Origin of the sequence: Leptolyngbya sp. AN02str (assembly GCF_050565595.1) — a bacterium.
Lineage (GTDB): Bacteria > Cyanobacteriota > Cyanobacteriia > Elainellales > Elainellaceae > Kaiparowitsia.
The window spans coordinates 173,868-186,703 of the sequence record NZ_JBNXVR010000008.1 but is presented as its reverse complement, the minus strand read 5'-3'; the positions used below and the strand labels follow the sequence as shown (position 1 = coordinate 186,703).

13 protein-coding genes are annotated in these 12,836 nt (G+C 49.7%); 3 read left to right on the top strand and 10 right to left on the bottom strand.

Annotated features, from left to right (window positions below; all coding sequences use genetic code 11):
- Positions 1 to 216: 216 nt before the first annotated feature.
- Positions 217 to 447 carry a hypothetical protein gene (locus ACQ4M4_RS08790; RefSeq protein WP_430684112.1) on the bottom strand — a complete coding sequence of 77 codons (231 nt, stop codon included), beginning with the start codon at positions 445 to 447 and terminating at the stop codon, positions 217 to 219.
- Between the two features lie 571 nt (positions 448 to 1,018).
- On the opposite strand from ACQ4M4_RS08790, the gene lepA reads away from it, so the two are divergent.
- The 3 genes from lepA to ACQ4M4_RS08775 all read left to right on the top strand — a co-directional run bounded on the left by lepA (position 1,019) and on the right by ACQ4M4_RS08775 (position 5,900).
- Positions 1,019 to 2,824 (top strand): translation elongation factor 4, encoded by a 1,806-nt coding sequence (gene lepA / locus ACQ4M4_RS08785; RefSeq protein WP_430684111.1) that lies wholly within the window; start codon positions 1,019 to 1,021, stop codon positions 2,822 to 2,824.
- A gap of 654 nt (positions 2,825 to 3,478) precedes the next feature.
- On the top strand, positions 3,479 to 4,441 hold the full coding sequence (locus ACQ4M4_RS08780) for a UDP-glucuronic acid decarboxylase family protein (protein WP_430684110.1): 963 nt from the start codon (positions 3,479 to 3,481) through the stop codon (positions 4,439 to 4,441).
- Positions 4,442 to 4,517: 76 nt separating this feature from the next.
- Complete coding sequence (locus tag ACQ4M4_RS08775) at positions 4,518 to 5,900, top strand: UDP-glucose dehydrogenase family protein (protein ID WP_430684109.1); 1,383 nt, start codon at positions 4,518 to 4,520, stop codon at positions 5,898 to 5,900.
- 444 nt (positions 5,901 to 6,344) lie between these two features.
- Here ACQ4M4_RS08775 and ACQ4M4_RS08770 read toward each other — a convergent pair whose 3' ends face one another.
- From ACQ4M4_RS08770 to rpmH, 9 genes are all read right to left on the bottom strand, one after another.
- Positions 6,345 to 6,515, bottom strand: a complete 171-nt coding sequence (locus ACQ4M4_RS08770; protein WP_430684108.1) for a hypothetical protein — start codon at positions 6,513 to 6,515, stop codon at positions 6,345 to 6,347.
- A gap of 191 nt (positions 6,516 to 6,706) precedes the next feature.
- Positions 6,707 to 7,189: an SH3 domain-containing protein gene (locus tag ACQ4M4_RS08765; protein WP_430684107.1), complete on the bottom strand. Its 483-nt coding sequence runs from the start codon at positions 7,187 to 7,189 to the stop codon at positions 6,707 to 6,709.
- A gap of 124 nt (positions 7,190 to 7,313) precedes the next feature.
- Complete coding sequence (locus ACQ4M4_RS08760) at positions 7,314 to 8,825, bottom strand: AAA family ATPase (RefSeq protein ID WP_430684106.1); 1,512 nt, start codon at positions 8,823 to 8,825, stop codon at positions 7,314 to 7,316.
- 97 nt (positions 8,826 to 8,922) lie between these two features.
- Complete coding sequence (locus ACQ4M4_RS08755) at positions 8,923 to 9,441, bottom strand: YceD family protein (RefSeq protein WP_430684105.1); 519 nt, start codon at positions 9,439 to 9,441, stop codon at positions 8,923 to 8,925.
- A 53-nt stretch (positions 9,442 to 9,494) separates the two neighbouring features.
- Positions 9,495 to 9,986, bottom strand: coding sequence for a protein jag (locus ACQ4M4_RS08750; protein ID WP_430684104.1), 492 nt, complete (start codon positions 9,984 to 9,986; stop codon positions 9,495 to 9,497).
- A complete protein-coding gene (gene yidC / locus ACQ4M4_RS08745; protein WP_430684103.1) occupies positions 9,979 to 11,148 on the bottom strand; it encodes a membrane protein insertase YidC in 1,170 nt (389 codons plus the stop codon). Before yidC ends, ACQ4M4_RS08750 begins: the two co-directional genes overlap by 8 nt.
- Positions 11,149 to 11,658: 510 nt before the next feature.
- Positions 11,659 to 12,048, bottom strand: a complete 390-nt coding sequence (locus ACQ4M4_RS08740) for a PH domain-containing protein (RefSeq protein WP_430684102.1) — start codon at positions 12,046 to 12,048, stop codon at positions 11,659 to 11,661.
- Positions 12,020 to 12,484 (bottom strand): ribonuclease P protein component, encoded by a 465-nt coding sequence (gene rnpA / locus ACQ4M4_RS08735; protein ID WP_430684101.1) that lies wholly within the window; start codon positions 12,482 to 12,484, stop codon positions 12,020 to 12,022. The genes ACQ4M4_RS08740 and rnpA overlap by 29 nt, the downstream gene beginning before the upstream one ends.
- A 97-nt stretch (positions 12,485 to 12,581) precedes the next feature.
- Complete coding sequence (rpmH, locus tag ACQ4M4_RS08730; protein ID WP_430684100.1) at positions 12,582 to 12,725, bottom strand: 50S ribosomal protein L34; 144 nt, start codon at positions 12,723 to 12,725, stop codon at positions 12,582 to 12,584.
- Positions 12,726 to 12,836 lie beyond the last annotated feature (111 nt).

Genomic DNA, 12,836 nt, shown 5'->3' with positions numbered 1-12,836 from the left:
ACTTAGTGACACTTCACAGCCTCAAAAAAGCAATTTGCTACGGGGATTCATCTCTTTTACAAATTTTAGGGTTAGCAGACTCAGCCAAAAGTGAATTTTTTCACATTTCGCCTCATTTTGCAGCGCAAACGTACCCTGATCGTCTCCCGTCCATTGTTGCGCGATAAGCGAACCCTCTCAATGAGAGACCATCCCTCTTTACAAAATCTTTAGCGGTTAGTCATTCCACTCGCCGCGAGGGGGCACGGGTGGGTTGCGCGGCATGGTTCGAGTCAGATCATCGTCTTTACGATTGCCGCCGCGCAGCCACTGCCGTAAGGCAACTTCAATCACCTTGCTAGGGTCGCTGGTGAGATGGCTAATTTGGTCTAGCAGATCCACATCAAGCTGAATTGACACATCCACCTTATTGGATGGCTGCTCTGGTCGAATAGCGGATTCAGTCATAGTTTTAAGCCTCCACGAAAACAAAATCCAACGAACCGCAGCCATCCATGAATACTAACGTCATCGTTCGTTATCTTTAGCCAAGACCCAGCTTGCGACAAGGCTGCAAGGATTGCTGAGGTTTCGCCACAGCTGGAACTTCACCACACGCGTCACGTTGAATGCGTAACTCTAGCTTACTGGAGAGCGATCGCCTACACACACCATTACGGATCTAGTCCCCATGGTTCTGTATTCATTGTGTAACCTTTGCCAGCAATTTTATCCTGCCCAGCCCAGGGATTTTGCAAACTGTAGAGCAAGCTCCTTGAACAATTCTTTGCCATTTCGTTTGCCATTATTTTGATTCCAAAGGTCGCTTATCGCATGTTGGAGACGCCCTTAGCCTGAATCCGCGATCGCAATTTAGCTTTTCGCAGAACTGCGCCTACAAACCGGTTCAGCAAAACAATTCGACAGGCTTCTTAAAATCCCTAGGTTAGAAGGATTACAATATCTTAAGCCGCACTGAATCATCCTCAGGGCTGCTCTCGATCCTCATTACCCTTTTTGGTCTGATTCTCCAGGTAGTATGACTGACGTAGCTGTTTCGCGCATTCGCAACTTTTCGATCATTGCTCATATTGACCACGGTAAATCAACCCTGGCTGACCGTTTGTTGCAAACGACCGGAACGGTCAACGCTCGAGATATGAAGGATCAGCTCCTTGACAACATGGATCTAGAGCGGGAGCGTGGCATTACCATCAAGCTTCAGGCGGCACGGATGAACTACACCGCCAAAGATGGGCAGCAGTATGTGTTGAACCTGATCGACACTCCTGGGCACGTGGACTTTTCCTATGAAGTGTCGCGATCGCTCGCTGCGTGCGAAGGTGCACTATTGGTTGTAGATGCATCCCAGGGAGTTGAAGCCCAAACCCTGGCAAATGTGTACTTAGCCCTGGAGAATAATTTAGAGATTATTCCCGTTCTTAACAAAATTGATCTGCCTGGTGCAGAGCCCGATCGCGTTGCTGGTGAAATTGAAGAAATCATTGGGTTAGATTGCAGCGGAGCCATTCTGGCCTCGGCCAAAGAGGGCATTGGCATCGACGAAATTTTGGAGTCTATTGTTCAACAGGTTCCTCCCCCTCAAGACACGGTCAACGAGCCTCTGCGAGCCCTAATTTTCGATAGCTATTACGACCCTTACCGTGGGGTGATTGTGTACTTCCGAGTCATGGATGGACGAGTTCGCAAGGGCGATCGCATCAAGTTCATGGCTTCGGGCAAAGAGTATCAAATCGATGAACTGGGCGTACTGTCCCCCAACCAAATTCAGGTTGACGAGCTTCATGCAGGTGAAGTAGGCTACGTGGCTGCTGCCATTAAAGCCGTGGCCGATGCGCGTGTTGGCGATACCATTACCCTCTCTGCCGCTGCTGCACCTCACCCCCTCCCTGGCTATACCGAAGCCAAGCCGATGGTCTTTTGCGGCCTATTTCCCACCGATGCCGATCAGTTTGAAGACCTGCGCGAAGCCCTCGAAAAACTCAGGCTCAACGATGCCGCCCTACAATATGAACCCGAAACCTCTAGTGCCATGGGCTTTGGCTTCCGTTGCGGCTTTTTGGGTCTGCTGCATATGGAAATTGTGCAAGAGCGCCTAGAGCGCGAATATGATCTCGACCTCATCACTACGGCACCATCCGTAATTTACAAGGTGACCAAAATTGATGGCGAAATCATCTATATTGACAACCCTAGCTTGCTCCCCGATCCGCAATATCGCGAAAAGATCGAGGAACCCTATGTCCAAGTGGACATGATCACCCCCGAAGAGTTCGTTGGTTCGCTGATGGAACTCAGCCAAAGCCGTCGGGGTGTATTTAAGGACATGAAATATCTCACCCAAGGACGCACAACCTTGGTTTATGAAATTCCACTGGCCGAAGTCGTAACCGACTTTTTTGATCAAATGAAGTCGCGATCGCGCGGTTATGCCAGCATGGAATATCACCTCATTGGCTACCGCGAAAATCCCTTGGTCAAGCTCGATATCTTGATCAATGCCGACAAAGTAGACCCCCTTGCAACAATCGTGCACCGAGACAAGGCCTACTACGTTGGCAAAGCCCTAGTCGAAAAACTCAAGGAACTCATTCCTCGGCACCAGTTCAAGATCCCCATTCAGGCATCCATCGGCAGTCGCGTGGTCGCCAGTGAGCATATTCCTGCACTTCGCAAAGACGTATTGGCCAAGTGCTACGGTGGCGACATTAGCCGAAAGAAAAAACTATTGCAGAAGCAGGCCAAAGGTAAAAAGCGGCTCAAGGCGATTGGAACCGTTGATGTACCACAAGAAGCTTTCATGGCCGTGCTCAAGCTCCAGTAGCCTTATCCTAAAACTTCGCAAACAAGCGACACTCATAAGCTAAAGCAAAACCTCTCCGAGTATCACCTTGGAGAGGTTTTGCTTTAGCTCATAGCCGCACCTACCGTTTCTCTCAATTCTTGAATCCTTCAGGACTTACGCAGTTGAATGATTTTTGGAAATCTTGCATGCGCAATACGCACGCAAAGCCAGGCTCGTCTGAGGTTTCGCTCCGTGCAACCCTCAAACAAGCCCTTAACCGACACTGGCGTTCATTCAGCCCAAACCTATCTTCATAAATGCTCTACACCGCTAGGTACAAACCTCCGACCTCGTCTTTCCTCCGTTAGGTAGAAGCACCACTTACATTTTCTTGCAACACTCAACAGGTTAAATCTTCCTGAAACTAGTTTGGAATCTGGAATATATCCCTAGACAGAGGCTTCAGCAGGCGTTTATGTAGACTTGAAGTTTTAGTAAACCGGACAATTGTCAAGAGTGCTGATTCGAATATTTCTGTTAAGTTGCTATACGAATCAGTCAAACAGCACCATTACACACAGTGTTACACCCTAAGTATTAACGATGCCTTGCCAAGTTTATGGGGAAAAGGGGTAAAGGTCAGCGATAGTACTCGACGCACTGTAATTCTTTGTCCCATTCAGGAACATCACTATGCGTATTCTAGTTACTGGCGGCGCAGGTTTTATCGGCTCCCATTTGATTGACCGATTAATGGCAGAAGGTAACGAAGTTGTGTGTTTAGACAACTTCTACACTGGACACAAGCGCAACATCTTGAAGTGGATGGATAATCCCTACTTTGAGTGCATTCGTCATGATATTACCGAGCCCATCCGCTTAGAAGTTGATCAGATTTACCATTTGGCTTGTCCAGCCTCACCTGTTCACTACCAGTACAATCCTGTAAAAACCATCAAAACCAATGTGATGGGGACGCTGAATATGCTGGGGTTAGCAAAGCGGGTTAAGGCTCGTTTTCTGCTAGCTTCAACCTCCGAAGTGTACGGCGACCCTGAAATTCATCCTCAAGTCGAAGAGTACCGCGGCAATGTCAACACCATCGGCATTCGCAGCTGCTACGACGAGGGTAAGCGAGTTGCAGAGACCTTATCGTTTGACTATCACCGTCAAAACGATGTGGACATCCGCGTGGCGCGTATCTTCAATACCTACGGACCGCGCATGCTAGAGAACGATGGCCGCGTGGTTAGCAACTTTGTGGTTCAGGCTCTTGCGGGCAATCAGCTCACCGTATATGGTGACGGTTCGCAGACTCGTAGCTTCTGTTATGTTTCTGATTTAGTTGACGGATTAATCCGATTAATGAATGGAAACTATATCGGTCCGGTGAATTTGGGGAATCCTGGGGAATATACAATTCTTCAACTTGCCGAAGCCGTTCGCGACATGGTGAACCCTGATCTTGAGCTTAAGTTTGAGCCGCTGCCCCAAGATGATCCTCGTCGTCGTCAACCCGACATTACCCGTGCTAGGACTCATCTGGGGTGGGAGCCAACTGTTCACCTCCGCGAAGGACTGAAGCTGACAGTTGATGATTTTCGTATGCGAATGGGCGATCGCGTTGCATCGGTCCCATCTTCGTCTGCGGTGTAGCTACCCGTTCTGCTTCAAAGAGCCGTAGCGCTCTTTTTTCACCTTCCATCACTGGCTTTCGTAAGAGGTTTAAACCATGCGTGTTTGTGTTATCGGAACAGGTTATGTTGGCCTTGTAACCGGAGTGTGCCTTGCGCATATTGGGCACCACGTGATTTGCGTGGACAACAACGAAGAGAAGGTAAAGCTGATGAAGTCGGGGCAATCGCCCATTTATGAACCTGGCTTGTCAGAAATCATGCAATCAGCCATCCAGGAAGGTCTTATTGAATTTACGAGTGATTTGGCTGAAGGAGTCTCCCACGGTGATGTGTTGTTCATTGCTGTCGGCACCCCTCCTCTACCAACGGGTGAGAGCGATACCCGCTATGTTGAAGCGGTAGCCCGCGGCATTGGAGCCCACCTCAATGGCGGCTATAAGGTCATCGTGAATAAGTCTACGGTGCCCATTGGTTCGGGTGACTGGGTTCGCATGATTGTGATGGATGGCGTTGCTGAGCGCCAAAAGGCAATGGTGCCTGCGGGCGGCACTGCAACCACCGAAGAAATCCATGCGGATTTTGATGTGGTGAGCAATCCTGAATTTTTGCGGGAAGGATCTGCTGTGTTTGATACTTTCAATCCTGATCGGATTGTGCTGGGCAGTAACAGTTCCCGAGCCATTGGCATGATGAAGGAGCTCTATGCTCCTATTGTTTCGCGCCAGTTTGCCGAAGATAAGAGTGGGCCTACTGTGCCTGTTGTGGTAACGGATATTAGCTCTGCTGAGATGGTGAAGTACGCTTCGAATGCCTTTTTGGCAACGAAGATTAGCTTCATCAATGAGGTGGCCAACATTTGCGATCGCGTTGGAGCAGACGTAACCCAGGTTGCCAAGGGCATCGGCTTAGATTCTCGAATTGGCAGCAAGTTCTTGCAGGCTGGAATTGGCTGGGGTGGTTCTTGCTTCCCGAAGGACGTTGCGGCATTGGTTCATACGGCAGATGACTATGGCTACGAGGCCGAACTGCTAAAAGCTGCTGTGACGGTCAACCAGCGCCAGCGGATGATTGCCGTTGAAAAATTGCAGCAAGTGCTGAAGATTTTGAAGGGGAAGACCGTTGGTTTGTTGGGTCTCACCTTTAAGCCAGATACTGATGATATGCGCGATGCCCCTGCTCTAGATTTGATTGAGCAGCTCACTCGGTTGGGGACAAAGGTCAAGGCCTATGATCCGTTAGTGTCGCAAACCGGAATGCGCCATGGCTTGTCGAATGTGATTGTTGAAACCGATCCAGAGCGGTTAGCCGATGGCTGTGATGCTTTAGTGCTAGTAACTGACTGGCAAGAGTTCAAAAATATTGACTTCGTTAAAGTCGCGAAGTTGATGAACCATCCTGTTATCATCGATGGCCGCAACTTCCTGGATCAGGAGGCTTTGGAAACTGTCGGATTCCGTTACGTCGGCATTGGTCGATAAAGAGCGATCAACCAGGGTCATGTTCCCTTGAAATTCGATTATCGATGGGAGCAAGATTTGAGCAAAAGAGAAGGCCGCGATCGCGGCCTTCTCTTTTGCTGTGAGCCGTCAATGGGTGTGGGCCCCAAGCCCCAACGTGAACCTCATTGCCCTTTGGCGGGCGATCGCCCCCAGATAACAGGGTGTAGCGGAGAGGACTTTCGCTCCCATACATCGCGATCCTCCTATGCCTTACGCGCTTCATCCGAAAAACCAGGGGGTGGGATGATTTTGGGGGCACTTAGCTTCCCCAAAATCATTCAACTGCGTCAGTCTTGCCTCTTCAGACTCATTCAACCCATAAAAAATGCTGGGCAATGGACCCAGCATGAATACAGCAAATCGCTCTATGAAGAAGAAAACTCTCAAGACTCATGAAATGAACAGTGAAATATTGACTGGCGCTTAAGCAAAATGGTCAATCACTAAAGCTGCCGATACCGCAAATGCAGTAATGCCTAGCGCCATCAGCGGATGCTGTCCTTGACTGATTGCAAACGTGGTGACTGCACCAGCACCAAGCGACGCTGTAATGACCGCACCTAGCCAATCCTTTTTTGTGTTTTTATCGTACATTTGTCCTAGCGACCGTACCTAAACCTAAAGATGGACTTGAACAATACCACCCAAGGTAGCATCCAGCATTTCAGTCTTAGGCAGCCTGCTGAGATATTGTTACCAAGATTTAGGTTTGCATACAAAAGTTGAAATTTTGGAGGTTTGCCTGATATCGAAATCGAGTGCCAACCGACCATTAATCAGCACCCTTATTCAATTGGAGCTAGGTTACCCGACTTTACCCAACCTGTTTCTCCGCTCGGCAGGCGAACGCTAATCCATTCACCATCAGGACTTGTCTCCAAGACTGTTACTTCTGCGTTGTACTCGACGCCGCCAATTTGCCCCGCAGAGCGACTAGGCCCATCTCGCAGAATTAGCCCCACAGGCACGGTCACTCGAGCTACATATTCTGAAGATGACTCGGGTGATGGCGACGCTTCGGGAGAGGCGATCGCCGCTGGGGATGCCTCGACTGGAGGAGCTTCTGGCGAAGCCACCGCAACAGGAGCCTCCCCGGCTGGCGATGCAGTCGGAGGCGCAGGGTTATCGTTTGGAAAGGTTGGGCGCGGTGGTAAAACCGAAAGACGAGTGATGAAATATCGGGTAACTGTCAAGCCGACAAAAAACATGACGGCGATCGCCAGCGTAATCCCTAATACTCCCTGTGAAAGTCGAACAATGCCTTTCATATTTTCCGTCCATTCTCAAGCAAGGAAACTACTTAGATTAACGCTAAGTCAAAAAGTTGGAGCCATATCTAGCCCTGTTTTAACCAGCAACTCATCGATAGCGGCCAATAATGCTCAATTGACGTTAATTAAAAGTAGCACCTCCCATCATTTGATTTCCCTTGTGGCGGGAAGCAAGGCGAGCCTTTCCGGCGGCAGCCCACGATTGCAAAAATTGAATTTGCTCTTGAGCCGTACGGGCCAACGGCACCAGTTGGCTGGCGGCTTCCAAAATATCGTCGGTCGTAAAGTCGCGGTTTTGGCTAAACCCCAGGTGCATGGCCTCAATCAAAATTTGTTCAATTTCGGCGCCCGAAAAGTCTGGAGTTTCGTAAGCAAGCCGATCAAGGTCGTAGCTGCGCAGGTTATGAGGACGCAGCCGCGATAAGTGAACGTCAAAAATTTCACGTCGCTCTTCTTGAGAGGGTAAGCCAACAAAAAAGATTTCGTCGAAGCGTCCCCGTCGAAGCAGTTCGGGAGGCAACGCCTGAATGTTGTTGGCCGTTGCCACAATAAATACTGGCGAGGTTTTTTCGGCCATCCAGGTAATGAACGTGCCAAAGACCCGACTGGTGGTGCCAGAGTCGCCTTTACCGTCTAGTCCGCCAAATGCTTTGTCGATTTCATCAATCCACAACACACAAGGAGCCAGTGCTTCTGCCAACTGAATCATTTGCCGAGTACGAGATTCTGACTCACCGACAAGTCCGGCAAATAATCGTCCAACATCCAGGCGAAGCAACGGCAGATGCCAGTGATGGGCGATCGCTTTGGCTGTGAGCGATTTGCCAGTACCTTGAATACCGACCAGCAGCAGGCCACGGGGATGGGGCAAGCCATACTGACGGGCGCGCTCGGAAAAGGCTCCACCTCGGCGGAGCAGCCAATCCTTAAGGTTATCGAGTCCACCAATATCGGTAATCCGCTCGGTAGCTGGGTAAAAATCGAGGATTTGGGTTTGCCGAATTGTTTGCCGCTTTTCTTCGAGAATGAGTTCTACATCTTCGGGCTGTAGGGTGCCGTGAGTGGCGATCGCCCGAGTCAGCACCCGTCGAATACGCTCTAACGATAAGCCTTGACAAGAGCGTACCAGTTCATCAATGGCACGAGACTCCAGGCTGTTACTGGTCGATGCATTGAGGCGTTCAAGCTCAGATTTAATTTCGCTAAAGTTGGGCAGCGGAAAATCGAGCACCGTCAACCAATCGCTCAAGTCATCTGGAATCGTGACTTGAGACGACACAATCACCACATTCTTGGGCTGGGCCTTGAGAGTACGCGCCAGGTTCTTGAGTTTGCGGGCGATCGCCACATCATCCAAGAATCGGTGAAAGTCTCGCAGAATGAAGACTGCCGACGCAGACACAGGCAGCTTTTCTACCAGTTCAAGCGCTTGTAGAGGGTTTCGCTTGGCAAATCCCTCATCATTGGGATTGCCCTGATACCCATCGACAAAATCCCAAACGTAAACAGCCCGATGCCCTTCCTTCGCACACAGTGCGATCGCTCCTTCCACTCGCTCTTCCTCGCGAGTTGGGATATAAATCACCGGATAGCGAGCGCGCAGCAGCAGCTCAAATTCTTGATTAAAACTCATGGAGCAAATCGAAGCAGTGATAGAAAGTTAGCAACGACAGCAAGTTCTGGTCACCTTGCTCGTCTACCTTCTTCTAACACGGATTCGGGTTCTCGCTTCAATTCCATAGCTCTTTTTTCAGAGCTTCGAGCGAGGCCCAGCGACTATCCACAGTCAAGGATGCTTGCTCCTGCGGCGCTGGCAGCTCATCGCTCAGCGGAATACCTCCACACTGCTGATCACACAGCTTCCGCATGGGCATTTGCAAACACATTTGTTCATAGATCCAGGCTTCAGGATCAAAATAGCCCTGAGGCGACAATACTTCGACCAAGTCATCGTAGGCGACTTCTCGCTCAACGGTATTCTCAGCCAAAACTTCTGGCTCTTCTAGCCAAATGAGTTCCGATGCTTTGACAGCAAGACGGTGGTTATAGTTTTGCAGGCAGCGATCGCAGGCCAAGGTTACGATCGTTTCTGCCTGACCCGCCACCTCTAAATAATTACCTCGGTGGGTAACTTTCACCGTTCCGTGAACCGGAGTCAAACTCTCAAGCCCAGGCAAGTAAGAATCAATATCAACCTTTTCAGACTGCTCGGGCGACCGAGTTAGCTGCGGAATATGAATTGAGCTCATCACCCTTCACCTTTTAGATGAATTGAAATAGATGAACTAGCCGATTGACTAGCTTATCGACGACGCACCACTAAACGGCGATCGGGTTCTTGGCCTCTGCTTTCAGTTTGCAACTCTTCGTAAGACTTCAAAAGGTTGTGCACTTGGCGGCGCTCAGCCGAAGAAAGAGATCGAATTTCAAACTCTTCTCCAGTTTCTAACACTTGATGAGCCGCCGTCTCAGCAATTTTCTGCAACTCCTCTTGCCGACGAACTCGATACCCATTCAGTTCAACCGTGTAGGGCTGCTGTTCACCATCGCCCTTACCCAAATTTAGCGTGGTATTGATGAGGTATTGGATTGCGTCTAACACTTCACCGCGATCGCCCGTCAAACCGCTCACCTGCTCAGAAGTCAGAGCCTCATGGTCGATCTCCAACCAGCAACTGCCGTCTTCCATCATCTTTGAGGCATCCACCCTCACGCTTGGCGGCATGCCAGACATTTCTAGCAGCTGTGCCAACCAAGCTTCACCGCGCTGAATTTTATCCTGAATGTCAGTCATTGCCCTGAGCAGCCTTTTTCTTGCGACCTGGTTCAAACGGTAGAGCCTCACGCCCATCGCCACCCGCACCCGCGACCGCACCAGACTTGCGCTCTTCCTCATCTACAATCTTTTGAAGATTTTCAGGCAGAGGCTCGCGCGACAAAATGAAGGTTTGCAGCGTCTGGAAAATATTGGCAATTGACATGTACATCAATACGCCAGCAGGCAATGGGAAGAAGAGAAACATCCCGGAGAACAGAACCGGAGTCAGCTTGTTGACTGTAGCCTGCTGAGGATTGGAACTAGATCCCTGACCCGAGAGCAACTGGTTCACATACAGGCTGATGCCAAAGAACAGCACCATGCCAACAATATCCCAGTTAATTGCACCAGTTTCTTTGTCTACAGCCCCAACGCGGCCAAGCGCATTGATAAAGAGGAAACCCTTGTTTGCAGCAATCCCAGGAACATTCCCTTGAATCGTGACATCACCGGGTTGCAATGCCTCAATCACACCATCTTCAGTAATGCGAACTCTGTCTTCACCCTTGGTAACCGTCCAAGTGGGAGCAACATCCACATCGGGATAATCTACCTGGATCTCGCGGAATGGCTTACCCGAAACCGTTTGAAAATCAATCCGAGTTTTTTCTCCAACACCCAACTTCGACCCACCCGGCAACACAGCCGCGACAGGGAAGTGAACTTTGTCTGCTACATAGATGTTGTGAGGCGGAGAGGTAAACGCCTGAGGCTGAATCTGCGCAATTTGTTCTTCAGGCAGAATTTGTAGATTGATGTTGTAAGGAACATCCGAGAACGGCGACCCACGCAAAGTTGCAAACAGAGCGAACAGGATCGGCATCTGCACCAAAAGCGGAAAACAACCAGACAGGGGGTTTCCAAACTCTTTGTAGACCTTGCCCATCTCCTCTTGTTGCTTGGATGGGTCATCCTTGTAGCGCTCTTGAATTTCCTTCATGCGCTTTTGCATGACAGGCTGCACAACTCGCATGCGCCGCATGCTGCGGATCTGACCCGCACTCAACGGATACAGCGCAAAACGAATGACCAGCGTGAGGGCTACGATAGCTAGACCGTAGCTAGGCACGATTCCATAGAAAAAATCTAGGATCGGCAGCATCACATTGTTTGAAAGAAAACCGACACCAAAGTCCATGTGGCCTACGTCTACCTATCTGCTCTGCAAGTATTCGTGTTCTAATCTACCGGATTGGACGGACATTTCACCCTGCCTTGCGAGTAGGGATTACCGCGCCAACAACATTCAGAGTAAATCTTACACTTCAATCAGCCAGTTGAACTCATGTTTAAGAGTACATTTGAACGCCAAACTGAAGTGGCTTCAATAAACTCTTGATATGGGATCTTTGAAGGCAACCTATACGGCTCAAGGGTTTGTCTTCTATGCTCTTGAGAAGCAACGATCGCATTAGATCAATGCGGTATGGACAGAGCCGTGTGATGATAAACCGTCCCTTATATTAACTGTTCCTGCCCCTAGTCGATAGTCGTTCAATCTATATATTTTGAGAAGCTGCGGCTTCAAACTATTTTTGCTACAGCTAATCAACGAGAAGGTTGAAAGTCTCCAGATTTCGTAGGGCGATCGCTCACCTTGCATTCATGTAACAGCTCAGCATGAAGAACCTTCAATTCACGGTTGCGCCTAGGCAGATTGCTTGGCAGGAGAGCTGTTTTTGTTGCCAATCCGCTCGTTAATGTATGCCTCTATTTCACGGAAACGGGGCATGGCTCTTAGCTCTAGCCGACTTCCGTCTTTAAGGGTGAGCACCATATCACCCCACAGACCAACTCCCCGAGGCATTGACACAACTTTGCGTACTTCGCTGTAGATGATGTCAGAGCGCTCGCGCCCCATCCATCCGCCTGTAACCGAAATTCGCATGCTGGTAATGCGATAGCGCAACCACAAGGCACGAACAATCGAACCTACAGTTAAAGGCAAGCAAATGACAGTAAATCCCAGCAAAACATTGAAAATCAAATCTCCAATGTGAGGACCGCCTTCATAGTACACATCTTCCTGAATGCCCATTCAATACCTCGGCGTCAATCAGCAACTGCTTTAATTCTTGCAGAAATTCTTCATATTCGCACTTTATTGCACTCGGATGAACAACTAGCACCAGCATCCAACCAGGAGCTAAATCAGGCAGTAGCAGTTGAAAGACGCCTCTGAGCTGTCGCCGAATACGATTGCGCTTCACCGATCGTTTACTCACCTTCTGGCTCACTGTGATGCCAATTTGAGTCGGCAAGTTGACTGGGGGGATCGCTTTCCCTTGATTCGACACCTTGGGCCGCAGAGGAAGCACCCGAAGCGTCAAATGAGGAGAAGTAAATCGCCGACCAGAGCGATACACTGCTGCGAAACTATTTCGCTGTTTCAGCCGATGAACCTTGGGCAATGCCACTGTGATGACTACCAAGCATAAGACGAAACAGCAAAAGCGCCCACGATGAAACGGCATCGTTCTTTTTGACAGAGCGATGCCATTATCTCATGCGTAGGTTGGAAGCCATCCATTCGACTATCAGCCTAAAAGTTTAGTTGACAGAGAATCCAGCTCAGGAGGAAACGGACAGTCTTGCCCGTCCTTTGCGACGACGTGACCGAATTACGCGACGGCCTGTGTGCGATCGCATCCGAGCACGAAAACCCGATACCCTACGACGCTTGCGGGATGTGCCGCCAAGAGTCCGCTTAGTCATAGCTCACTCCAACTACGCTTGTAAAATTTCCACAGTCTACTAATGTATCACCAAAACGGAGAACCTGATCTTGCGACTTTACAGAATGCCACCTCAATATCTCAGGCGCAT

Bases quoted from the DNA above. Each gene is read 5' to 3' on its own strand.
- ACQ4M4_RS08750 (WP_430684104.1), bottom strand. From the start codon at position 9,986: ATGACTGACATTCAGGATAAAATTCAGCGCGGTGAAGCTTGGTTGGCA.
- yidC (WP_430684103.1), bottom strand. From the start codon at position 11,148: ATGGACTTTGGTGTCGGTTTTCTTTCAAACAATGTGATGCTGCCGATC.
- ACQ4M4_RS08740 (WP_430684102.1), bottom strand. From the start codon at position 12,048: ATGGGCATTCAGGAAGATGTGTACTATGAAGGCGGTCCTCACATTGGA.
- rpmH (WP_430684100.1), bottom strand. From the start codon at position 12,725: ATGACTAAGCGGACTCTTGGCGGCACATCCCGCAAGCGTCGTAGGGTA.
- lepA (WP_430684111.1), top strand. From the start codon at position 1,019: ATGACTGACGTAGCTGTTTCGCGCATTCGCAACTTTTCGATCATTGCT.
- ACQ4M4_RS08775 (WP_430684109.1), top strand. From the start codon at position 4,518: ATGCGTGTTTGTGTTATCGGAACAGGTTATGTTGGCCTTGTAACCGGA.
- ACQ4M4_RS08780 (WP_430684110.1), top strand. From the start codon at position 3,479: ATGCGTATTCTAGTTACTGGCGGCGCAGGTTTTATCGGCTCCCATTTG.
- ACQ4M4_RS08760 (WP_430684106.1), bottom strand. From the start codon at position 8,825: ATGAGTTTTAATCAAGAATTTGAGCTGCTGCTGCGCGCTCGCTATCCG.
- rnpA (WP_430684101.1), bottom strand. From the start codon at position 12,484: ATGCCGTTTCATCGTGGGCGCTTTTGCTGTTTCGTCTTATGCTTGGTA.
- ACQ4M4_RS08765 (WP_430684107.1), bottom strand. From the start codon at position 7,189: ATGAAAGGCATTGTTCGACTTTCACAGGGAGTATTAGGGATTACGCTG.
- ACQ4M4_RS08790 (WP_430684112.1), bottom strand. From the start codon at position 447: ATGACTGAATCCGCTATTCGACCAGAGCAGCCATCCAATAAGGTGGAT.
- ACQ4M4_RS08770 (WP_430684108.1), bottom strand. From the start codon at position 6,515: ATGTACGATAAAAACACAAAAAAGGATTGGCTAGGTGCGGTCATTACA.
- ACQ4M4_RS08755 (WP_430684105.1), bottom strand. From the start codon at position 9,441: ATGAGCTCAATTCATATTCCGCAGCTAACTCGGTCGCCCGAGCAGTCT.